General features: G+C 63.0%; 21 protein-coding genes. 12 read left to right on the forward strand and 9 right to left on the reverse strand.

Going from position 1 to position 21986, the window contains the following annotated elements:
• Positions 1 to 25: 25 nt before the first annotated feature.
• A complete protein-coding gene (locus ABIE18_RS16470; RefSeq protein ID WP_499723723.1) occupies positions 26 to 988 on the reverse strand; it encodes a carbohydrate ABC transporter permease in 963 nt (320 codons plus the stop codon).
• 27 nt (positions 989 to 1015) lie between these two features.
• On the reverse strand, positions 1016 to 1990 hold the full coding sequence (locus tag ABIE18_RS16475) for a carbohydrate ABC transporter permease (RefSeq protein ID WP_499723724.1): 975 nt from the start codon (positions 1988 to 1990) through the stop codon (positions 1016 to 1018).
• 202 nt (positions 1991 to 2192) lie between these two features.
• On the opposite strand from ABIE18_RS16475, the gene ABIE18_RS16480 reads away from it, so the two are divergent.
• Together ABIE18_RS16480 and ABIE18_RS16485 are read left to right on the forward strand one after the other, a co-directional pair.
• Positions 2193 to 3392, forward strand: coding sequence for a Gfo/Idh/MocA family protein (locus ABIE18_RS16480; protein ID WP_499723725.1), 1200 nt, complete (start codon positions 2193 to 2195; stop codon positions 3390 to 3392).
• A 14-nt stretch (positions 3393 to 3406) separates the two neighbouring features.
• Entirely contained in the window at positions 3407 to 4426 is a 1020-nt protein-coding gene (locus ABIE18_RS16485) for a LacI family DNA-binding transcriptional regulator (protein WP_477516396.1), read from the forward strand.
• Positions 4427 to 4573: 147 nt separating this feature from the next.
• Here ABIE18_RS16485 and ABIE18_RS16490 read toward each other — a convergent pair whose 3' ends face one another.
• From ABIE18_RS16490 to acs, 4 genes are all read right to left on the reverse strand, one after another.
• Positions 4574 to 5953: an FtsX-like permease family protein gene (locus ABIE18_RS16490; RefSeq protein ID WP_499723726.1), complete on the reverse strand. Its 1380-nt coding sequence runs from the start codon at positions 5951 to 5953 to the stop codon at positions 4574 to 4576.
• Positions 5946 to 6713: an ABC transporter ATP-binding protein gene (locus ABIE18_RS16495; RefSeq protein ID WP_499723727.1), complete on the reverse strand. Its 768-nt coding sequence runs from the start codon at positions 6711 to 6713 to the stop codon at positions 5946 to 5948. The genes ABIE18_RS16490 and ABIE18_RS16495 overlap by 8 nt, the downstream gene beginning before the upstream one ends.
• 87 nt (positions 6714 to 6800) lie before the next feature.
• Positions 6801 to 7598 carry a DeoR/GlpR family DNA-binding transcription regulator gene (locus ABIE18_RS16500; protein WP_216927051.1) on the reverse strand — a complete coding sequence of 266 codons (798 nt, stop codon included), beginning with the start codon at positions 7596 to 7598 and terminating at the stop codon, positions 6801 to 6803.
• A gap of 165 nt (positions 7599 to 7763) precedes the next feature.
• Positions 7764 to 9809: an acetate--CoA ligase gene (acs, locus tag ABIE18_RS16505; protein ID WP_499723904.1), complete on the reverse strand. Its 2046-nt coding sequence runs from the start codon at positions 9807 to 9809 to the stop codon at positions 7764 to 7766.
• Between the two features lie 438 nt (positions 9810 to 10247).
• On the opposite strand from acs, the gene ABIE18_RS16510 reads away from it, so the two are divergent.
• The 3 genes from ABIE18_RS16510 to ABIE18_RS16520 are packed head-to-tail and all read left to right on the forward strand — an operon-like array spanning position 10248 to position 13124.
• Positions 10248 to 11645 carry a hypothetical protein gene (locus ABIE18_RS16510; protein ID WP_499723728.1) on the forward strand — a complete coding sequence of 466 codons (1398 nt, stop codon included), beginning with the start codon at positions 10248 to 10250 and terminating at the stop codon, positions 11643 to 11645.
• A gap of 10 nt (positions 11646 to 11655) precedes the next feature.
• Positions 11656 to 12450, forward strand: coding sequence for an endonuclease III (nth, locus tag ABIE18_RS16515; protein ID WP_477516400.1), 795 nt, complete (start codon positions 11656 to 11658; stop codon positions 12448 to 12450).
• The gene (locus ABIE18_RS16520) at positions 12447 to 13124 is read left to right on the forward strand and encodes an NUDIX hydrolase (RefSeq protein ID WP_499723729.1); all 678 of its coding nucleotides are present in this window, start codon (positions 12447 to 12449) and stop codon (positions 13122 to 13124) included. Before nth ends, ABIE18_RS16520 begins: the two co-directional genes overlap by 4 nt.
• Positions 13125 to 13145: 21 nt before the next feature.
• Here ABIE18_RS16520 and ABIE18_RS16525 read toward each other — a convergent pair whose 3' ends face one another.
• The 3 genes from ABIE18_RS16525 to ABIE18_RS16535 form a co-directional block, all read right to left on the reverse strand.
• The gene (locus tag ABIE18_RS16525; RefSeq protein ID WP_223934443.1) at positions 13146 to 13346 is read right to left on the reverse strand and encodes a YegP family protein; all 201 of its coding nucleotides are present in this window, start codon (positions 13344 to 13346) and stop codon (positions 13146 to 13148) included.
• A 220-nt stretch (positions 13347 to 13566) separates the two neighbouring features.
• Positions 13567 to 14466, reverse strand: coding sequence for a CHAD domain-containing protein (locus tag ABIE18_RS16530; RefSeq protein WP_499723730.1), 900 nt, complete (start codon positions 14464 to 14466; stop codon positions 13567 to 13569).
• 43 nt (positions 14467 to 14509) lie between these two features.
• A complete protein-coding gene (locus tag ABIE18_RS16535; protein WP_499723731.1) occupies positions 14510 to 16201 on the reverse strand; it encodes a bifunctional 3'-5' exonuclease/DNA polymerase in 1692 nt (563 codons plus the stop codon).
• A gap of 124 nt (positions 16202 to 16325) precedes the next feature.
• Here ABIE18_RS16535 and ssd point away from each other — a divergent pair, with 124 nt between their 5' ends.
• From ssd to ABIE18_RS16570, 7 genes are all read left to right on the forward strand, one after another.
• Entirely contained in the window at positions 16326 to 17444 is a 1119-nt protein-coding gene (gene ssd, locus ABIE18_RS16540; RefSeq protein WP_499723732.1) for a septum site-determining protein Ssd, read from the forward strand.
• The gene (locus ABIE18_RS16545) at positions 17441 to 18742 is read left to right on the forward strand and encodes a TadA family conjugal transfer-associated ATPase (RefSeq protein ID WP_499723733.1); all 1302 of its coding nucleotides are present in this window, start codon (positions 17441 to 17443) and stop codon (positions 18740 to 18742) included. Before ssd ends, ABIE18_RS16545 begins: the two co-directional genes overlap by 4 nt.
• A gap of 353 nt (positions 18743 to 19095) precedes the next feature.
• Positions 19096 to 19554 (forward strand): type II secretion system F family protein, encoded by a 459-nt coding sequence (locus tag ABIE18_RS16550; RefSeq protein WP_499723734.1) that lies wholly within the window; start codon positions 19096 to 19098, stop codon positions 19552 to 19554.
• A complete protein-coding gene (locus ABIE18_RS16555) occupies positions 19551 to 20156 on the forward strand; it encodes a type II secretion system F family protein (protein ID WP_499723735.1) in 606 nt (201 codons plus the stop codon). The genes ABIE18_RS16550 and ABIE18_RS16555 overlap by 4 nt, the downstream gene beginning before the upstream one ends.
• A 366-nt stretch (positions 20157 to 20522) precedes the next feature.
• Complete coding sequence (locus ABIE18_RS16560; protein ID WP_499723905.1) at positions 20523 to 20942, forward strand: DUF4244 domain-containing protein; 420 nt, start codon at positions 20523 to 20525, stop codon at positions 20940 to 20942.
• Between the two features lie 68 nt (positions 20943 to 21010).
• Positions 21011 to 21568, forward strand: a complete 558-nt coding sequence (locus ABIE18_RS16565) for a TadE family type IV pilus minor pilin (RefSeq protein ID WP_499723736.1) — start codon at positions 21011 to 21013, stop codon at positions 21566 to 21568.
• Complete coding sequence (locus ABIE18_RS16570; RefSeq protein WP_499723737.1) at positions 21553 to 21957, forward strand: Rv3654c family TadE-like protein; 405 nt, start codon at positions 21553 to 21555, stop codon at positions 21955 to 21957. Before ABIE18_RS16565 ends, ABIE18_RS16570 begins: the two co-directional genes overlap by 16 nt.
• Positions 21958 to 21986: the final 29 nt, after the last annotated feature.

Genomic DNA, 21986 nt, shown 5'->3' on the forward strand with positions numbered 1-21986 from the left:
GAACCTTTCGTTGGGGAGTGCGGGTTTACTTGATTCCGGAGAATCCGATGGAGTTGACGACCTTCTTGCCGAAGGCGATGAAGAGAAGGAAGATGGGCAGTGCTGCGACGAGAGTTCCGGCCATGAGCCCGGACCAGTCGAGGGCGCCTTGCGGGGACTGGGATTTGAAGACGCTGAGGCCCACGGTGAGTACCCGGACGCTCTCGTCCTGACCCACCAGCAGCGGCCAGAAGTATTCGTTCCACTGCCCGATGAAGGTCAGCAGCGCCAGGGTGGCGATGGGGGCGGCGGCGTTGGGAAGCACAATCTGGAAGAAGATGCGCAGGTGCTTGGCGCCGTCGAGCATTGCCGCTTCCTCAACCTCGCGGGACATGCTGAGGAAGAACTGGCGCAGGAAGAAGATGGCGAACGGGGTCATGAACAGGAACGGCAGGGACATCCCGGCCATGGTGTTGAGCAGGCCGAGGTTCTTGATCATGAGGAAGTTGGGCAGCGCCGTGAAGATCGGCGGGACCATCATGGTGGTCAGGAATACGGCGAACACTTTGTTCCGGCCAGGCCAGCGCAATCGGGCGAAGGCGTAAGCGGCCATGGCGCTGAAGAACACCTGGCCGGCTGTTGTGACCGTGGCGAAGATGATGGAGTTTCGCAGGTAGAGCCAGAAGTTGATGGCGGCACCGGAGCCGCCTTCGGCGATGGCTTCCTCTGTGGTCTGCAGCCCGAGGACGCGCTTGAAGGCGCCCCAGCTGAAGTCCGCCGGCAAGAGGTTTCCGGCGTTGGAAGCCAACGCGCTGTTGCTGGACAGCGCCGTCCGCAGCATCCAGAGGAACGGGGCAATAGTCACGGCGACGGCGACGCCGACCAGCACCCAGGCGCCAACCCGGCGCCAATTAATGGGCTTCTTTGGGGACGAGGCGGTGCGTGGTGAGTTCTGGCTGGAGGCATTCTTAAGAGGCAGGTCTTTGTCAGGCAGGGTTGAAGTAGTCATGGCGGCTCTCCTTATTCCAAATCCGGCTTAGTCCAGGTCCGATTCGTTGCCCTTGAGGAACTTCATTTGCACGAAGGCCACCAGGGCGAGAATGACGAACAGGATCACGGACAATGCGGAGGCGTAGCCGAAATCGGATTCGCCGAATGCTTTTTGGTAGATGTACATCTGGATCACGCGCGAGGCGTTGACGGGTCCACCGTTGGTTGTGACGGCAACAGTGTCAAAGACCTGGAAGGAACCGATCACGGTGACCACAAGCACGAGTACCAACACTGGGCGGAGCAGCGGCATGGTGACGCTCCAGAACGTCCGGGCCGGGGACGCGCCGTCGAGGTTTGCTACCTCATACAGGTGGTTCGGGATGGACTGGAGGCCGGCGAAGATCAGGAGGGCCGTGTAGCCCATGTGGCGCCATACGTTCACGAAAGCGATCGTGGGAATCGCCCATTGCTCACTGCCGAAGAAGGCGACGCGGGGGAGGCCGACCCAGCTCATGACCTGGTTGACGATGCCCAGCTGGTAGTCCAGCATCCAGAACCACAACAGGGCGACGATGACATTGGCCACCAGGAAGGGCAGCAGAAGTGCGCCTCGGATGAACGTTGATTTGGCTACCCGGTGCATCAGAAGTGCAAGTCCCAGCGCGATCACCGTCTGGAAGCCGATATTCAGGACAACGTACTGGATTGTCACTCCCATGGCGTTCCAGAACAGTTCATCGCCAAATATTGCCGTGTAGTTCCCCAGCCCAATCCAGGTGGGTTCGCCGAGGATGCTGTACTCAGTGAAGCTGAGGTAGATGCCGCGGATTGTGGGGATCAGAAAGAACGCCACGAAGCCGATAACGGCGGGGAAGATGAAGAAGAGTGCGATCCTCAGGTCACCGAGGCGGCTTGTCATGCTGCGTTTGGCGGGTTGCAGTTTGCGGGGTTGCCGGCCTAGGAGGTTCCTGGCTGACCGCCGTGAGGCGTTGCCCGGTTGCTTGGTTAGCGTGGTCATCGTCGACCCTTTCCTGACTGTGATATGGGTAACAACTGGACTGGAATCTACACGAGTAGATCAGAATGATGCAAGCTTTTTGGGAATATTTGTTCGTTTATGTCCAATTTGTTGACTCGTGTAGATCGTAGTGAAAGACTCAAGCGAGCCCACTGAGGGGCCACTACAACTGCTGCCGAGTCAGCTTCAGGGAAGGCAAACGATGACGTTTTCGATCGGTGTTCTGGGTGTCGGGCAGTTCGGCAGCCAGTTCGCGCACCTCTTCAAGCTCCACCCCGGTGTCAGTGCCGTCTACGTGGTGGATGAGTTACCTGAGCGGGCCGCAGCGGCTCAGGAACGTTGGGGCCTTGATGGCGTGGTGGGAAGTTTTGAGGAACTCCTGGAGTCCGACGTCGATGCTGTCGCCATCTTCACGCAACGGTGGACTCACGGACCCCTCGTCGAGCGGGCGCTTCGCGCGGGCAAGCACGTGTATTCAGCCGTCCCGATGGCGATCTCCGAAGCGGAAATCGAACGGATCATCCAGGCCGTGCGCGAAACCAAGCTTGTTTACGCCATGGGGGAGACCAGCTACTACAACCCCGCAACAGTCTTCGCCAGGAAACAGCATGCGGCCGGGAAGTTCGGCCGGATCTTCTACACCGAAGGCGACTACGTCCACGACATGGACCTGGGCTTCTACGAGGCCTACCAGTACAGCGGTGGCGAACGGTGGAAGGAAACGGCGAGCTATCCGCCCATGCTGTACCCGACCCACGCCATCGGCGGCGTCCTCGGCGCAGTGCCGGCCCACGCTGTCAGCGTCAGTTGCATTGGGGTCAAGGACGATCGCGGAGATGGCGTCTTTGATAAAGACGTCAGTATGTTCGCCAACGATTTCTCGAATGCTACGGCCTTGTTCGAAATGAACGACGGCGGTGTGATGCGCACCAATGAGATGCGCAGGGTCGGCTACCCCTCACACCTGCGCGAGTCCCGCTTCCGCTTCTTTGGCACCGAAGCCAGTTTCGAGCAGCTGGCAACCACCACGGTGTGGCAGGACAAAACGAAGGTGGAGGACGTCTCAGAACAAGTTGAGACAAAGCCGACGATGTCAGCTGAGGACCCCTCTTTGGCTGACGTGGCGCCGGAGCTGCGCGATGCCTTCATCTCCGGGCTGGCGCCGGTTCACGATCAATCACGGCTTCCCGAGGAATTCCTCGGAGCGCCCAACGGACACGAAGGCAGCCACCAATTCCTTGTGGATGACTTTGTCACAGCGGTCAACAATCGAACGCTGCCACCCGTTAACGCCTGGCTTGCGGCCCGTTTCACCTTGCCTGGAATCGTAGCCCACGAATCTGCCCTCCGCGGTGGCGAACGACTTCCCATCCGGGACTTCGGCGACGCTCCCTCCTTGTAGCTAGCATTTACGTCATGACAACTTCGGCAGTACAAACCCCGCGCGGACCGGTTACACGCAAGGACGTGGCCCGGTACGCCGGGGTGAGTACCGCCGTCGTGAGCTACGTTGTGAACGGCGGACCCAAGAACGTGGCCCCGGCGACGGAAGCCAAAGTGCGCGACGCCATCCGTATCCTCGGCTACCGTCCCAACGCTGCCGCGCGGGCTCTGAAGCTCGGCTCAAGCGAAACTGTCGGCGTGATTGTTCCGGACAATACCAACCCCTTTTTCTCGCAGCTGGCCCACGCTGTTGAAGACGCTGCGGCAGAACTTGGCTACGGCATGGTCCTCACCAACTCGGGTGGGAGCCTGGCCAAAGAGCGGCAAAACATCCGTAACCTTGCCGCACGGCAAGTGGACGGAGTCTTCCTGGCGAGCTGCGTGTTCGATCCCGATCTGACCGACCTTGAAGCCTCGGAAATCCCGTCCGTGTTGCTGAACAATGCAGGCTCGCCGCCAGGGTTCACCAGTGTGGGTGTGGACCTCGAAGCAGGCGCCCGGGCCGCCGTCGAGCACCTCATAGGCCATGGCCACACAAACATCGGACTGGCCATCGGGACAAACACCGGGAACCAACTCGACGGGCGTGAAGTGGGTTGGCTTAGAACTTTGCGTGACGCAGGACTGCCGGATGGCCCCATGCTCCATGGCGAATTCAGCCGGCCGGGCGGTTACGAGGTAGGCAAGCGTTTCCTCGCCATGGCCAACCGGCCAACTGCGATCTTTGCCAGCAACGACATGCAGGCCATCGGAATCCTCCGCGCCCTCCACGAGGCGGGGCTGAACGTTCCCGACGACATGGCCGTGGTGTCCTTCGACGGTTCCCTTGATTCCGAATACAGTTGGCCGGCATTGACCACCGTGGCGCAACCTGTGGAGGAAATGGCTGAAGCAGCTGTTCGCGCACTCGTGGGGGAGGGCCGGGGCGAGGCACTGCAGCACAGGATCCTGCCCACGGAGTTGATCGTGCGCCAGTCCTGCGGCTGCAAGTGACCTTCCAACGTTCTCTCACGTCCTGCCGCTTTGGTGCCGATGTTCTCTCACATCCTGCCGCTTTGGTGCCGATGTTCTCTCACATCCCCCATCGATGTGGGAGAACATCCGTCAAAAAGGGCCCCGATGTGAGAGAACATCCGGGGGCTACGAGTCCATGCTGGCGTAGCGTTCCGGCCGGGCGAGTACCTGGCTGATCTGCGCAGTGCCCGCGGCCAGGGCGAGCCGGACCAACAGGAAACCGATCGCAAAAACTCCACCGACGGTCAGGAACACCACAGGACGGGTCAACAAGGCAGGACCCGCCAGTGGTAGAACCAACGCTGCTGCTGCGGCCGCAGAGATGCCCGCCACCAGGAGCAACGGCGACATCACTGCCTTGACCCGCGCAGCCACCATAAGTTGCCGCGGCATCCCTACCCGGTCCAGTGCCACGAGGGTCGAAGCACGGTCGAGCACGGCAGCGGCCTGGTTGACGCCGGCGGAACAAGCGACCATCAGGAACGAGCCCAGCAGGGTGATCATCACGCCGGTGTCGATATCGCGCACCAGCAGCGTGGTTTCATCCGACGCGCCGCCGCCCATCGTGTCCGCCACCGCCATGCCGACGCCCACGAACACTCCCACAAAGCTGGTCATCGCGACGCCCCCAACTTGTCGCCACGATTCCTTGGGACTTTCCAGGACTGTCCGTGCGGCGAGCAGTTGCTCGGGCCGCGTTGCCCTCTTGAGCTGCGATGACGCCTGAATCCGCAGGACCCACGGACCCATCAGGTTCAGTGCAAGCAGCGCCAGTCCGAAGCAGCCGCCCATCACGGCGATAATCACCATAAACGCGCCGAAGCTGCTGAGCATGCCCATGGCCGCCACTCCGAAGACCACCACCACAGCCGCGATGACACCGCGAACCCAGTGGGCGCCGTCGGCCGTTTGCCTGGTCCGCACGCCCAGCGGCGTCAGTACCACCTTGCGCAGGCCAAGCGCAGCGCTCGCTGCGGCAAGGAGGCAGACCGCGAAGATGCATCCGAGAATTGACGGCACGGACAACCAGGCATGGCTGCCTATCGCCTGTCCCCGGAACTGGATCAATCCCAGAAAAGGCGCCGAGCAGGCATACAGGCCGGCACCGGCCACCGCCCCGATTGCCGCCAGGACTGTTGACTCCATGACCGTCATCCACACGACCGTGGCACTACTGGCACCCAGGAGGCGAAGGGACGCCAAGCGGTCATCACGACGGCGGGCGGCCAGTCGCGCTGCCGAGGCACCGAGCGTCAGCAGCGGTATAACGAGCAAAACCATGGCGACGACGGCCAACGCCTGGTAGGTGCCCGCGATGTCATCAGACCAGGACCAAAAGACTTGGGAACCGCCAGCCACCGTCAACAGGAGTGCCGTGACGGTCCCGAACGCGAAAATAGGCAACCCGGCGTCGCGCAGTGTGGTTTGGTGCAGCCCGGTTTGGCGAAGGCTGCTGCTTCGGGAGAGATAGGGGGTGAGGCGAAGGGCCAGGGCAAGGCTAGACATTGAACGCACCCTTGAAGTTGGTGGTGGCGGGAGCTGGCTGGCTGGGAGAGGAAGGCTGGCTGGGAGAGGGAACAGCGCAGCCAGTGTCCGCCACGATTCGGCCGTCACGCAGCTCCACGACGCGTTGGCAGCGTGCTGCCACGTTGGGATCGTGCGTGACCACCAGAAGTGTTCGACCATTGGCTGCGACGGAGTGAAGCAGAACGTCCAGGACTTCGTTGGACGTAGCCGAGTCCAGAGCACCTGTGGGCTCGTCGGCAAAGACGATGCGTGCCCCGGTGACCTGTGCCCGGGCGATGGCCACCCGCTGGACCTGCCCGCCGGACAATTCACCGAGCCTGCGCTGTTCCATGCCTGCCAGGCCAAGGGCCGCCAACCACTCGGCGGCACGGGCCTCGGACGTAGTCCGATCGGTGCCGTTCAGCATCAGCGCCAATGCCACGTTCTCAAGGGCAGTCAGTTCCGGCAGCAGCATGCCCTGCTGGAAGACGAAACCGAATTCCTCCCGGCGGAGACCGGAAAGCGCCCCATCTCCGAGGGAATCCAACCGGATCGGACCGGCTGCCGAGCTCAAGGTGACCGTACCGGCGTCGGGCCTCAAAATCCCGGCGAGGCAGTGCAGAAGGGTGGTCTTACCGGAACCCGACGGCCCAATGATGGCAATGGATTCCCCCGCAACTGCGGCGAAGTCCACGTGATCGAGCGCGACGCTGCCGGGATAGTGCTTGGTGAGTTGCCGGGCATGGAGGATGGTGTTCATGGATCCAGCTTGGCTCCCGGGCCCATGCCAAGTCCTCAGTCCCGCGGTTGAACTCCCCGGGCAGGCCTCCACCCGCAGTATGAGAGCCTACTTGGCCTGGACGTCCGCGATTCTCAGCTTTGCCACATTCTCGGCAAGTACGCGGCGGGCATCCTCACCCAGGTTCGAATCGGTGATGAGCTCGTCGGCTTCCTCCAACTGGGCAATGGAGGCTATGCCCACGACGCCCCACTTGCTGTAGTCGGCCAGGACCACAGTGCTGCGGGCCGATGCCATGAACGCCCGGTCCGTTTCGGCCTCGAGCAGGTTGGGGGTGGTGAAACCTGCCTGTGCGTCCATGCCGTGGACACCCAGGAACAGGACGTCCAGATGAAGCTGCTTGAGCGAGGACGTCGCAATCGGGCCCACCAACGCGTCCGACGGCGTGCGTTCGCCGCCAATCAGGATCACGGTGGAGCCGAACCGGGCCGGCCCTGACGAAGACCCGTGATGGAAGAGGTCGGCAATCCGCACAGAGTTGGTAACCACGGTGATTCGGGGACCATGGACGAGCTCCTGCGCCAGCGCCCACGTGGTGGTTCCTGCGCTGAGCCCGATCGCCATGCCTTCGTGGACAAGCGAGGCAGCCTCGACCGCAATGGCATGCTTTTCCGCAGTCAGCTGCGTGGATTTGAGCTCAAAGCCTGGCTCGTGGGTGCTGGCATCGCCGGGAAGTTTGGCCCCGCCGTGGATGCGTTCCACCCGGCCGGTTTCTTCCAGGGCTTCGATATCGCGCCGGACGGTCATGGGGGAGACACCCAGCAACTGGGCGAGGTCCGATACCCGCACAACGCGCTCGCGCTGGACGGCATCGATGATGGCGGAGTGGCGTGCTGCCTGAAGCATCAGGACCTTTCTGGAGAGCCTCATCAAACATGAGGCTGATTCTGGCTCCAGTCTAGGACGCGGCGCTGCTGCGGGGTGGCAAATACAGTCGCGGCGCCGTCACGGTCCTTTTGAACGCACGACGACGCCGCTCGCCTTGGGAGGGGAGCGGCGCCGTCGTGAATGCTATTTCCTGAGGGATTCGGCGATTTGTTGCATGATGGCGGGGTCGGCGAGGGTGGTGGCGTCGCCGGTGTCGCGGCCTTCTGCAATGTCTTTGAGGAGGCGGCGGACGATTTTGCCGGAGCGCGTCTTGGGCAGTTCCGGAACGATGAGCAGCTGCTTGGGCTTGGCGATCGGGCCGATTTCCTTGCCCACGTGGTTGCGTAGTTCCAGGATGGTTTGTTCGCCGTTGTTCGTAGCGTCCCCGCGGAGGATGACGAACGCGACGACGGCTTGTCCGGTGGTTTCGTCGGCGGCGCCGACGACGGCTGCTTCGGCAACGGAGGGGTGGGAGACGAGCGCGGATTCGATTTCGGTGGTGGAGAGCCGGTGGCCTGAGACGTTCATGACGTCGTCCACGCGGCCCAGGAGCCAGACGTCGCCGTCTTCGTCTTTTTTGGCGCCGTCCCCGGCGAAGTACATGGACTCGAACCGGGACCAGTAGGTGTCCTTGAACCGTTCCGGGTCTCCCCAGATGCCGCGCAGCATGGAGGGCCAGGGTTCGCGGACCACGAGGTAGCCGCCTTCACCGTTGGCCACGGACTGGCCGTTCTCATCCACGACGTCAACTGCGATGCCGGGCAGCGGTACCTGTGCCGAGCCTGGTTTGGTGGCGGTCACGCCGGGCAGGGGTGCGATCATCTGCGCGCCGGTTTCGGTCTGCCACCAGGTGTCCACGATCGGCGCGGGGTGTTCCTTGCGTTCGCCATTCTTGCCGGCGTTGCCGCCGATGACTTCGCGGTACCACATCCACGCTTCGGGGTTGATGGGCTCGCCCACGGAGCCCAGCACACGGATGGAGGACAGATCGTATTTGCCCGGGATTTCCCGTCCCCATTTCATGAAGGTGCGGATCGCGGTGGGGGCGGTGTAGAGGATGGAGACCTTGTACTTTTCCACGAGTTCCCACCAGCGGCCCTGGTGCGGGGAATCCGGGGTGCCTTCATACATGAGCTGGGTGGCGCCGTTGATGAGTGGGGCGTAGGAGACGTAGGAGTGTCCGGTGACCCATCCGACGTCGGCGGTGCACCAGTACACGTCCGTTTCCGGGTGAAGGTCAAAGACCACCTTGTGCGTGTACGCGGTCTGGGTGAGGTACCCGCCGGTGGTGTGCAGGATGCCCTTGGGTTTGCCCGTGGTCCCGGACGTGTAAAGGATGAACAGCGGATGCTCGGAATCATGCCCGACGGCGGTGTGCTCGGTTGAGGCCTTATCTACGGTGTCGGACCACCAGAGGTCGCGTCCTTCGACCCAGTTGACGTCCTCGCCGTTGCGCTTGACCACGACGACGTTCTGGACGGTGTGACCTTCTTTGCTGAGGGCTTCATCCACGGCGGGCTTCAGGGCGCTGGGCTTGCCCCGGCGGTAGGTGCCGTCCGCGGTGACCACGAGCTTGGCCTCGGCGTCCTCGATGCGGGAACGGAGCGCGTCGGCGGAGAAGCCGCCGAACACCACTGAGTGCACAGCACCGATCCTGGCGCAGGCCAGCAGCGTGATGACGGCCTCGGGGATCATCGGCAAATAGACGGCCACGCGGTCGCCCTTGGCAACGCCCAGGGCTTCGAATGCGTTCGCGGCCTTCTTGACCTCCTCGGTCAGCTGCGCGTAGGTGTACGTGCGGGTGTCGCCGGGCTCGCCCTCGAAATAGATGGCCACCCGGTCGCCCAGGCCGTTCTCCACATGGCGGTCCAGCGCGTTGTAGGCAGCGTTGACCTCACCGCCAACGAACCACTTGGCGAACGGCGGATCCGACCAATCCAGGGCTTGCGTGAAGTCTTTGTCCCAGCTCAACAACTCACGGGCCTGCTTGGCCCAAAACGCGGGACGGTCCGCTTCGGCCTCTTTATACTCATCGGCGGTAGCCACGGCATTCGCGGCAAACTCAGCTGATGGCGGGAACTTACGGTTCTCGTGGAGCAAATTCTCGAGAGCCTCGACGTGCGGTGCCGGACCGTTCTGCGGCGTCGACGCTGCAGCGGTGGTCGTGGATCCGGTGGTGTCCTGGGACATGGTGAACCTCATCATTCATCGATCTTTGCTGCGTGGACGCCGCCAGCCGAGTCCGCACTCCAGCCGTGAGCCGTTGTAGTGCGTCCCGCGGAGGATCCGCAGAGTGTTGTCCGTCTCCAACATTATCGCCTTGGGAGGTCCTACGTGTGCGTGGTCACAAATGGGTCAGCGAGCGGTACGGATTCGGCGACGAATGGCTGTTTACGGTGTCAGGAAGCGTTTACATGACGAGAGTTGGCAGTGCTTGACTGTAAGGAACCTTGGAGTTTCCTGTGGACGGCGCAGCGTGGCCGATTTCAGCTAGAAGACTGTCAGTGGCGTGGCATAGGCTGAATAAGTCTTGGGACGCATCGTCAGGTGTGCCCGGTTTTCCGCGGAAACCCTGCGGAAAATACCGGTCCGGACTGTCCAAGACGCCGCCGTACGAAGGAGAAACAGATGAACCAGCTGAGCCCAGGCCCGCACGACTCACACCCGACGGGACCGGACACCGCGGCTGGAAAGGCGAACGACGCCGGTACCACCACGGCTGCGAAGTCCGTCTCAGGCGCACCCACCAAATACGAGGCTGTTGCCGGCCCTTTCACCATTCGTGACCTCACGGTTTTCGGTTCTGTACTCCTGATGTTCATCGCCTCGCTGCTGCCGATGTTCGGGGGCCGTTATAACCTGTGGAACCTGGACAACCTTTTCTTCCTCCTTCTGGGAATCATCCTGCCGGTGGTGGTTGTGGCGCTTTTCGTTGCCCGCCGGCTGCAGCCCGGGACCATTGTCCGCGTCGGCTCGCTGTCGATTGACCAGTTCGCTTCCGTGACCGCTGCATTTGCGGTACCGCTGTTCTTCCTGACGATCGCCGATTCCTTCAACGGCAGTGTCCTGCTGGGCCTGGTGGGTTCCTTGGGCTTGCTGGCGGCCACCGTTCTGGCCCCGCATCTGCCCTTCCTGTCGGCCGATTTCAAGGGCCGCGCTGAAACGCCGGCCCACATGGTTGCCCGCCAGGCCGCGATTCCCACCCGTAAACCTGCTGCCCCGAAGCCTCCCAAGGAAACCAAAGCGCCCAAGCCAGCCAGCGGGTTGCCTTCTACGCCGGGATTCCAAGCAACGGGGTATCAGGCACAGGGTGCAGGTTCTGCCGGTGCCCATCCATATGCTCCGGCAGCCGGCGCGAGCCCTTACGCTCCGCCAGCCACGTCCGGCCCCGTTGCTCCGGCCCCAACTGCTGGGCCCGCCGTCGTGCATTCGGCTGATTCCACGCCTCCTGCGGAATCTCAAGCTGCCGCCCCCTCCGCGGCCCCCTCGCCCGCCGCTGCGGCTCCAACCGCCGCGGCCTCGGCTGCGTCCGGGTCGCCCGCTCAGGCTTCGCCGGCAGAGCCTTCGCCAGCGGAGCCTTCACCGGCCGAGCCCGACGTTGTCTTTGGCAACCCGGGAGAACCGCAGTCGCCGACGCAGGCACCGGCCACCACCCAGCACGCCCAGCAACCGGCTGTCCAGACGCCGGCCTCCCAGACGCCCGGCAATGACCGCGGATGGGCTGCCACCATGGCCACGCCTATCGTGTCCTCCAATACCCGTTCCGTGAGCGACTCCATTGGTGCCACCGTGGATCCGTCCAGCCGTCCTGATGACTCCGGGTCCTCTCCTGCCTATGAAGCCTTCTGGTTTGCCGTAGCCCAGCCCCGAACTGCCTATGACGAACGGACAGGTGCTCCGGCGTTCACCATTGAGCCGGGCGGTTGGGTTCTGGCGCTCGAGGACCGTGGCGACGAATTCCTGGTTCAGGACACCGATGGCAAGGTTGGGGTCCTGCGGGAGCTCAGCAATATCGAACGCGGCTGAGCAGGACGCTGTGACCATCGCTGAAGCTGGTTCCCTGCTCGCCTTGAAACGTCGGGCACGCAAGATCAACAGGATCCTCGCTGACAAATACCCTTATGCTCACGCGGAGCTGGATTTCCGGAACCCGTTTGAGCTTGTGGTGGCCACGGTCCTCTCAGCCCAGACCACCGATGTACTGGTCAACCAGGTCACCAAGATCCTGTTTGCACGCTACCCGGACGCCCGTGCCTTGGCGGAAGCGGACCCTGCTGAGCTGGAATCGATCCTGCAGCCCACTGGTTTCTTCAGGGCAAAGGCCAGGAACGTCCTGGCTCTTAGCACCCGTTTAGTGGACGAGTACGACGGCGAGGTTCCAGGTCGCCTCGAGGATCTCGTGACGCTTCCGGGCGTCGGGCGGAAAACAGCCAACGTGGTCCTCGGGAACGCCTTTGGTATCCCCGGAATTACTGTTGATACGCACTTCGGGAGGCTGGCACGCCGTTTCGGGTGGACGGTATCCGATGATCCCGTGAAGATCGAATTCGACGTCGCTGAGCTCTTTGAACCACGCGACTGGACCATGCTTTCGCATCGCGTGGTCTTCCACGGCCGCAGGATATGCCACGCTAAGAAACCCGCCTGTGGAGCGTGCCCCGTTGCCAGCCTCTGTCCCAGCTATGGCGACGGCGAGACGGACCCGGTCAAGGCTGCAAAGTTGTTGAAGTACGAGCTCGCGCCCGGCAACGAGGCACTGTTGGAGAAGTTGCTGGCCGAGACGCACAGGGCGGCGGAGATCCGGATGGAATCACAGAGGAGGCCCGGGTGACCGCGTTTGAGGACCTTGCCAAGTTAGTGGCCCGTTTTGAGGCGGGCGAGCAGCAGCATTCTTCGCACTGGGCGCAGTTGCCCGTCACGCCGGAAACCAATCGCGCCGCCGCGGTGCTCATGCTCTTTGGTGTGCTGGACAATGTCCCGGCCGAATCCGGACGCCCCTTTGCGCCGGCGGACCTCGATGTCCTCCTGCTTGAACGGGCTCACACCCTGGACGACCATCCCGGCCAGGTAGCATTTCCAGGCGGGAGCGTGGATCCGGAGGATGACTCCGTGGTGTCCGCCGCCTTGCGTGAGGCAGTGGAAGAGACCGGGCTGGACGTCAGTGGCGTGAAGGTGTTGGGCGTCATCCCCGAGCTCGGGCTGATCCGCAGTAATTTCCGGGTGACACCCGTACTTGCCTGGTGGGACTCGCCATCACCCGTTCGCGTCGTCGATTACGCTGAGTCCGCCCAGGTGTTCCGGGTACCGGTTCGGGATCTCCTGGACCCCGTCAACCGCGTAACCGCCACTATTTCCCGCTTCGGCCGGACTTTCAGGAGTCCGGGTTTTAGGGTCAACGGCGTGGTGGTCTGGGGCTTTACCGGGATGGTACTCAGCGGTTTGTTCGACGAACTCGGATGGACGGTCCCCTGGGACCAGGACAAGCTGTACGAGATCGAGCTCTAGCAGCTCCGCCGCAGGCGCCGTTCAGGCGGCCCTTCGGTTCGCCGTCGAGCGGTCCACGATCAGCCCTGTTGCGGCGTTTTCACGCACTGCATTAATGCCGTCCACCACGCCCTTGAGATGTTTGAACGTTGGTGACTCCGCTACAACCGTTCCGTCCGCCGCTGTAAGGCGAAACCGGTACGAGCCGTCGCTGTCTTTGAGAATTTCGAACCTGCCAGCCATTTTGTGCTGTCCCCCTTGATGCTTCCTTGCAACAGTCGTGGGCCGGTGTGCCGGTCCCACCTAGAGAACGTATCCAGAAGGAGGCAGGAAAGAAAGTTACTTTGGGGTACCGGTCATGGAATTGTCATGCACCATCACACTGCGAGATGTGACTGGCTTGTTCTGAGGGTGGCAGCTAATCTGGGGCGCTTGGCCCGTCGACGGCGAACGGGGCGAATGATCAACCCAGCAGCATTCGGCGAGGCTCTGGGATAGGGGAGCTGAGCAACGCTGCCCGGAGGCTGGCCTCGGTCTCGGCGAGCCGACGCTGTTCCATGCTTTGAAGGGCCTCGACGTCCAAAGGCTCTGCCCCGGGCATTTCTGCAAGGCTTTTTATCCATGCCTGGCCAGCCACGCTGTCGTGTTGTTCCCCGAGGAGACGCTGCAGGATCATCGATGGTTGGATGATCGCCGTGGCGCCTGCACCCAGGACATGGGCCACCGCCTCCACGGAGTACCGCAATACTTTGATGTCCTTTCGCGCGCCATGGAGCACTTCGTTGCGTTCCGCTTCATCAGCCTGCGGGCTATCCGTTTCCAGGCTTCGTTGCGCAGCTTCCAAGCTCTTCTGCACCGTCTCCCAACGCGGCTGCAGGAGTTCTGCTACCTCGAGGAGGCTGGGATGGTGGTCAATTTCCTGTGCCGCCATGTGGGCAGTTGCAGGAAGGAGGGCTTGACGGGTTGCCCTGACGATTCCCTGCCATCGCCTTCCGGTCCCGACCCGGGTAGCCATTGCATTACTGCTGGCCAGGAGCTGGTTCACGGCTTCATGGAGTGCTTCCGGCGACAACCAGGCCTCTGATGCGTCCAGCCATAGGGTTAAACGCTGGGACAGAACGTATGCGTCGCGGGCTTCGCCGAGGGAGCGCGCCAGCCACCGGACATCTCGGCCCGTGGCCTGCGGGATGTCAGGGAGAACGGATTTGTAGCATGAAAGGACAGAACGAAGCCGCCGAAGCGCCAGCCGGGCGCCGTGGACGGCGTCCTGGTCGGCCGCGCCAACCAGCGGCAAACAGCCCTCCAGCTCTGCAAGTTGGAAAGCGATGTACGAATCCACGGAATCACGCACGTCCGAACCCACGTGGCCAGTTTCCCCCGGTTGCTCCCGGCGGACAAGCAGGTGCCTACTTCGCTTTGTCGTAAGAATCGACGACGGCGACACTCACCGGGAATTCGACCGGAATCCGGCCGAACATAAGCTCTTTCGCTGCGTTTGCAGACTCCTCGATCGCCTGGATACAGGCATCCACGGCTTCATCCGGGGCATGGACCATCACTTCGTCGTGGAGGAAGAAGACGAGTTCCCCTGAGGGTAAGCCTTCGGCACCCAAGGCCCGCAGCCGCCGTCGTAATTCCGCCAACCAGCAGGAAGCCCATTCCGCGGCCGAACCCTGGACCACGAAGTTTCGCGTGAAGCGGCCACGGGAGCGCGCCAGGTTATCGGCTCGCCGCTGCTCCTCGGCGGTGGTGGACTGTTGGCTTCGCAACCAGCCGTGGGACGGCGGTGGGCTGCTTCGTCCCAAACGGGTGGTGACGGTCCGCCCTGCCTCGCCTTCCCTCGCTGCCTGCTCAACAAAGCCCACCGCTCGCGGATACGTGCGGGCCAACTGCGGCATGAGCCTGCCCGATTCACCGGTGGTGGCGCCGTAAATGGCGCCGAGCAGCGCAACCTTCGCCTTGGACCGATCCCCGCCGAAGCCTTGGGCTGCTATACCGGCGTAAAGGTCCTTGTCGCGCGCGGCCTCGGCCATTTTTGTGTCTTGGGCGAGCGCTACAAGGACGCGAGGTTCCAGTTGGGAGGCATCGGCGACGATGAGCTTGTGGCCAGGGTCCGCACGGACTGCGGCACGGATATTCCGGGGAATCTGCAAAGCACCTCCGCCGCGGGAGGCCCACCTTCCGGACACCACGCCTCCCACCACATACTCGGGGTGGAACCGGCCATCCTGGACCCAGGCATCCAGCCAGGCCCAACCATTGGCGGTGTGCAGGCGGGATAGCTTCTTGTACGCAAGCAGGGGCTGGATCGCAGGGTGTTTGGACTCCTGGAGCTCCCATTGCCGGGTGCTTTTGACTTCGATTCCGTTCCGATGAAGGGCCCGCATAAGGTCCTGAGGGGAGTCCGGGTTCAGGCTTGGTGACGTGAGGATCTCCCGCAGCTCGTTGCACAGCATCTCAAGTGCCCGGGGCCTGTGGCCAAGTGGCGGACGGGGCCCGAGTACGTCGGCAAGGATCTGTTCGTGCACCTCTTCCCGCCAGGGAACGCCGGCGTGTTGCATTTCCACCGCAACGATTGCACAGGCGGACTCGGCCGCGAGCAGCAATTGCAGGCGTTGCTTCCGTTGGTCGTCTGCAGGGACCTGGGCGATCGCGTGCTGTTGCGCAGCAAACTCATCCCGCAGTTCAGCCAGCCCCGGACTTTTGGACGTCGGGGTGAAGTCTTCGAAGAGTGCGCCCTGATCGGCGGGCGGGGGTGGGGGCTGCAGTGCGCGGGGCGGCGTTGAATCGTCGTCCTGCGTGAGCTTTTCAGCGTTCTTTGCGTAGTCTGTGTGCGCCGTGAAAGAGGAGTGCGCCAGGATAGCTCCGCAGAGTGCGAGGTCGTGGCAGCGCTCCAGTTTCACGCCGTTCCTCAGGAGTTCCGGGTAGCAGTCCTGCGCGCGATGCCACACCCAGCGGGGCCGCTGGCTTTCCAGTTCACGGACGACGCCGGGTAGCTCACCTCGCGCGACGACGCGAGGGTCGGTGGTGGCCTTCCCCGTCGGAGAGACTCTTTGTATGGCTGCGCCGTCCGGATGGGCGGCGAGCAACAAATACATGGTTTCCATTCTGCCGTGTCGGAGTACATCAACTGTTCCTCCACACTCCTTGTTTGGGCCGGGTTGTCCACATGGGGCGTTTGAGAGCTTATGTTCCAGGCTTCGACGCCGGGAAAGTGGCTTCATGAGCAAGCGACATCTTGGGCACAGACGGTCCAGCAACGAACTCTTGGGGCAGGCTGCGGACGATTCCTGGATGCCAGGGGAAGCTGCCGATATCCTCCTCGTCACCGGCGACGCCTACCTTCAGGAAGAAGCGCGAAGAATCGTCGCTGCCGCAGGTGGCAGCCTCGAGCTGGCCGCCGACGTAGGAGCGGCAATGCTTGGCTGGGATGGCGCCGACGTTGTCCTGGTGGGCAGCGACATCCGCGAGCTGCCGCCTCGAAGGCAGGCGCCCACTGTCTTACTGGGCAGGTCTGTTGAGGGCGATGGGTTGTGGCGGCTGGCTGCAGCCCTGGGCGCAGAGCGCGTAGCTGTCCTTCCCGAGGCCGCAAACTGGTTGGCCGAGTACTTGAGTGTGTCCGGTTCGCCGGAACCTGGCGGGTTCGTTATCGGGATCGTGGGAGGTTGTGGCGGGGCTGGAGCCTCCACCACAGCAATTTGGCTTGCCCAGGCAGCGGCGGGCGACGGCATCAGCACCATGCTGATGGACGGAGATCCCCGGGGTGGGGGCCTGGAACTGGCAATTACTGTTCAAGAGCTGACCGGCTTGCGCTGGCCGGACTTCGCCGAAACGCGGGGAAGCATTGATTCCGTCCAATTCAGGGACTCCCTGCCAGTGGCCGGTGGCTTCGCGTTCCTGTCATGGCCGGGTACACGTGAAGCGTTCACAACACCGGATGCCGGTTCTGTGGCCGCTGTCATGGATGCGGCGCGACGAAGTTTCGAACTCGTTGTGGTGGACATCGGGCGCAGTGAGGAATGCCTGCGAACCTTTGCCTGGAACTGCGAGAAGATCCTGTTGATGACCACAGCCCACCTGAAACCGGCTGTCGCCGCGGCACGCATCCTCAACGAGCTGCCACCCCTGGATACGGGATTGGTGGTCCGGCGTGGTGGCCCTTCGGCCGTTGATGCGCAACTCATTGCCGAGTCGTTGGGACTGCCGCTCTTGGGGATTCTTCCGGAGATTCGAGGAGCGGCCGCAGGGACAGAACTCGGTCGGCTCCTTGAGCTGGGCCGTCGCAAGTCCGTGAACCGGTTCGCCCGGGGCGTGCTGGAATTGAACGGCACGATTGAATGAGCCGTCAGGACAGAAGCGGCCAAGGTTGGCCTCGGACGGGAACACCCTTCACCGCAGGGCGCCGGAGTCAGAGCCGTCGGTTGGACGCCGTCCTTCTTGAAACCGTCCGGGAGTCTGTGCTCTCGGGAAGGGGGCCAGTAACACCCTCCACCGTTGCGGCCGCCGTGCAGGCCACCGGCAAACTGTTGGGTACCGCGGGAGCACTGGAAGCCGCGGAATCCATCACTGCGGAACTGAATGGTCTGGGGCCCCTGCAGCAGCTTGCGCACGATCCCTCGGTCACAGACATTTTTGTCAATGGCCCCGAGTCCGTCTGGCTCGACCGGGGACGGGGCCTGGAACGGTCCCCCGTGCATTTCGATTCTGAACAGCAAGTCAGGGCGCTGGCCGCAAGGCTGGTCTCTGCAGGTGGTCGCCGGTTGGACGATGGCTCTCCCTGCGTAGATGTCAGGCTCAAAGGCGGCTATCGCGTGCACGCAGTTCTGGCGCCGATATCAACTGCTGGGACTCTGCTGTCGATTCGAATTCGACGCGAAGAAACCTTCACCATGGCTGAATTGCGTGAAGGTGGCATGTTCGATCAGCACATCGAGGCTCTTCTCCGCGCGATTGTGGAGCGGCGCCTGAGCTTCCTGGTCAGCGGTGCCACCGGATCCGGGAAGACAACGCTCCTGTCCACCATGCTCGGGCTGTGCCATCCGTCCGAACGTTTGGTATTGATCGAAGATGCCGCTGAACTCAACCCGATCCACCCGCATGTAGTCACCCTTGAATCGCGCCATGGAAACCTTGAGGGAGGTGGAGCGCTGGATCTTGGCGAGTTGGTCCGTCAAGCCCTGCGTATGCGTCCGGATCGGCTCATTGTGGGAGAGTGCCGCGGTGCCGAAGTCCGCGAGTTGCTCACCGCGCTCAATACCGGTCATACAGGCGGTGGAGGAACGATCCACGCCAACACGGCGGAAGCAGTTCCGGCACGGCTGACAGCCCTCGGCGCGCTCGCAGGGTTGAACGCCGAGGCCGTGCGGTTGCAGGTCTCAAGTGCATTGGACGTAGTGATTCATGTGGAACGGACGCCTTTGGGGCGGAAAATAGGCTCGATTGGCGTGCTGACTGACTCCTTGGATGGCCAACGAGTGGTGACCGCACTGCGATGTAGCCCCGAAGGACTGGTGCATGGACCAGCGTGGGCGGAGTTGAATTTACGGCTTTCTCCTGGATTATCCGGGGAGGCGGGCGGATCTTTGCAGGGCCTCCCCGTCGGCACGGATGTACTCACAGTGATGGGTTTGGACTTATGATTCCCGCCTTGGTTCTAGCCCTGGCGCTGGCGGCATGGCTCCAGCTCAAGCCGCCCCAAGCCGGCAGTCGGCGAATGCGGGCAAGACTCGCCAAGCCCTCGCCCCTGAGTGGGACCGGTGTTCGGAAAGAGCACGCAACACCAGGAGCGGGCAAAAGGCCGTGGCGCCGGCTGTGGCGGGCAAAGGTAGAACCCTTATCCCTCGTGGTGTTGGTGCAGCAGCTCGCTGCACTCCTGCGAGGAGGACGCGGACAATCGCAGCTTTGGGAAGAGTTATGGCTCGTCCACAGCTCCGGACCGGGGCTGGAGGCCAATCCGAGGACCACAGCCCACCAACCGGCTCCAGGAATCTCAGTGGAATCAGTCAGGGTGCTGGCCTCAGCGGGGGCAGCCTCAAGCATTGGAAATTCCCCAGCAGAAGCCATTCGCAACACCTCCGCGAAGGTCTATCCGGGCCGGGGAAGCACAGAACGCCGCATCTGGATGGAATTGGCTGCATGCCTTGATGTGGCCGAAACCAGCGGCTGTCCACTCGCAGAGCTCCTCACCCGGTTCGCAGCACAACTCGAAGCTGAGGAGGATTCTGAAGCAGCACGTCAAACTGCCCTCGCTGGACCCAAAGCCACCGTGAGGCTGCTGTCCTGGCTCCCGGTCCTTGGCTTGGTACTAGGGATGGCCCTCGGGGTGGACCCGTTGGGAATCCTGCTGGGTAATATCCTCGGAGTGGCCACGCTGATCATTGGCCTTCTGCTGACCGTGGCAGGGCGTGTGTGGTCCTCCCGACTCGTCGCTTCGGCGGTAGGGGCCACATGATGTTGTTTGCGCTCGTGGCGGTACTGGCCCTGGCAGCGTTTGTGGGATTCGCCAGGCCAGCAGGGCTTCGCGCCCGGCTGCAGGCAACTTTGGCCGAGGATCCTAACTCCAAGGACCGTAACTCCAAGGATGACCCCAGCCTTCAACCAGATGCCGCCGCTGCCGGGGACGGGCTTCGGGACACGGCGATGATGCTGGAACTCGTAGCTTCCATGCTGGATGCAGGCGCCGGAATCGGGCGGGCACTGGAACTGATTTCCCGAAGCGCCGCACCGAAAATCAGCCAGGATCTCCGTCCCGTCGTGGCTGCGCTGGCCATGGGGGCCGACTGGGACGCTGCCTGGCGAAACCCTACCCGCCATCAGCCCGAGGTAGCGCGCTTGAAGGATGCTCTGGCTTTCGCCGCATTGACCGGTGCGCCCTCGGCTTCCATTCTTTATGCCCAAGCGGCCAGGGAGCGCCGCGAGCAATTCCGTGCCGCCGAGAAGCGAGCTGCCGCCCTGGGAGTGAAGCTTGTGGTTCCCCTGGGCCTTTGTTCCTTGCCGGCATTCATTTGCCTGGGAATCGTGCCTGTCCTCATTGCCATGCTTCCGGCTGGATAAGTACAGGGCACCAGCACATGCACGGCAGCCGACCCTTCCTCCACACAGTCCGCTCTCTTCCTCCACAACCAGTCCCCGCGGGGGTTTATCCACTTGGATGAACCAGGGGCTTAAGGGTCGGCCGGAGTCAAGGAAGAGTCGATTTCACCCCGGCAGATCTGCCGGCTTTTCTGAAAGGAACACACTATGGAAACTCCCTCCAGCACCCTCCCCGCCCGGCGCTCTGACCGACGGAACGCATCGCGTGCGCTCGCAGCAAATATTGCCGGTCTTGCATCCGTCGGGCATGGCAGCGGCCAGGATGAGGCCCCACACCACAAGAGTGGCAACCGCGCGGGTGCGCAGTTCGGGATTGAAGAGCATGGGATGGAGCAGCTGGAGATCGAGCTGTTTAACCGAGCAGAACCTCACGCCCCGGCCGCAATCCAGCAGTTGGACAACCAACGGGTTGGGACAGCGTGGACCAGCAAGTGGACCAACTACCTGCACAGTGGTACACCCGGCGGGATTCGCCGACAGACCAGCTCGAAGCCGACCAACCCCAAGCAGACCACTCCCACGCGGAGCACTTTCAGCCAAACCACCCTCAGGCAGACCCCTCTCAGGCAGACGACCCTTAGGCGAACCCCGCTCATGGGCTCCGAAGGCGGCATGGCAACAGCGGAATACGCCATAGCAACGCTCGCGGCCGTGGGCCTCGCTGGTTTGCTGGTGGTTATCCTGCGGAGCGAGGAAGTTCGAGGATTCCTGCTCAACCTGGTTCGCACCGCGTTGTCCTTGCCGTGACCTCGCTGGTGCCTCTCCCGATCAAGCTGTTGCCTCTCCCAATCAAGCCGCTACCTCTCCCCATCAAAATGCCCGCAAGGCAGAAGCAACGTGGTGCCGTAACAGCAGAGTTCGCCGTCGCCCTGCCAGCGGTGATTCTGCTGTTCGCCTTCTTGCTGGCGGCCGGTGCAGCGGGGATAACTCAGTTACGTTTGGAGGAGGCGGCCAGGGCCGGTGCTCGAGGGCTTGCGCGGGGCGAGAACACTGGCGAGGTGCAGGGTATCGTCAGGCGTTTGGCGGGCGAGGGGGCCACCGCGGGGGTGCCAAGGGATGGCGATTGGATGACCGTGACAGCCTCCGCAGCGGTAGGAGGTTCGTTGGGCTCACTGATCCCTTGGACTTTGACGGCTTCGGCGTCGGCCCGGGCTGAAACACCCGGGGCAGCCGTTAGGAGCGACGTGGGCGACATGCCGCGAGCCTCAGCCCGCGGTGAAACACCCAAGGCATCTGGTCGGAGCGACGTGAGCGACATACCCGCAGGCTCGGGAGCCTCTATGGTCGGTGCAGCGCAAGTGGCATCACCGTGGAACATGCCCCCGGGGGATACCGCCTTACGGGTTGCGGCGAACCCATGGATTCCCTTGTGAGGGTGCGCTGCCCGCGGCGGAGAACCCTTGATGGTCCTCCTGTAGCGTCACACCCTGAGCAAGGATCCGGCACAGTTCTGGCGCTAACACTGGGGTTTGCAGTCCTGGCATTGCTTGCCGGGCTGCTGCTTCTTGCCCAAGCGGGGGTCATGGCGTCGCGGGCTGCGTCGGCAGCAGACCTGGCAGCTCTCGCGGCAGCCGATGCTGCGCGTGGAATAGCCTCCGGTGAGCCCTGTGCCGTGGCGGCCGGAGTGGCAGGACAGCAGGGTGCCACAGTGACTGCCTGCGACGTCGTCCGGGGCGAAGTCGTGGAGGTCGCCACCGAGCTGGACCAACCGTTCCTCTTCGGCACGGCTACAGGCAGGGCGCGGGCTGGGCCGCCTCCTTAGCCAAAGGGGCTGGGCCACGGGGTTGGTTG

Origin of the sequence: Arthrobacter sp. 2762, from assembly GCF_040548745.1 — a bacterium.
GTDB lineage: Bacteria > Actinomycetota > Actinomycetes > Actinomycetales > Micrococcaceae > Arthrobacter.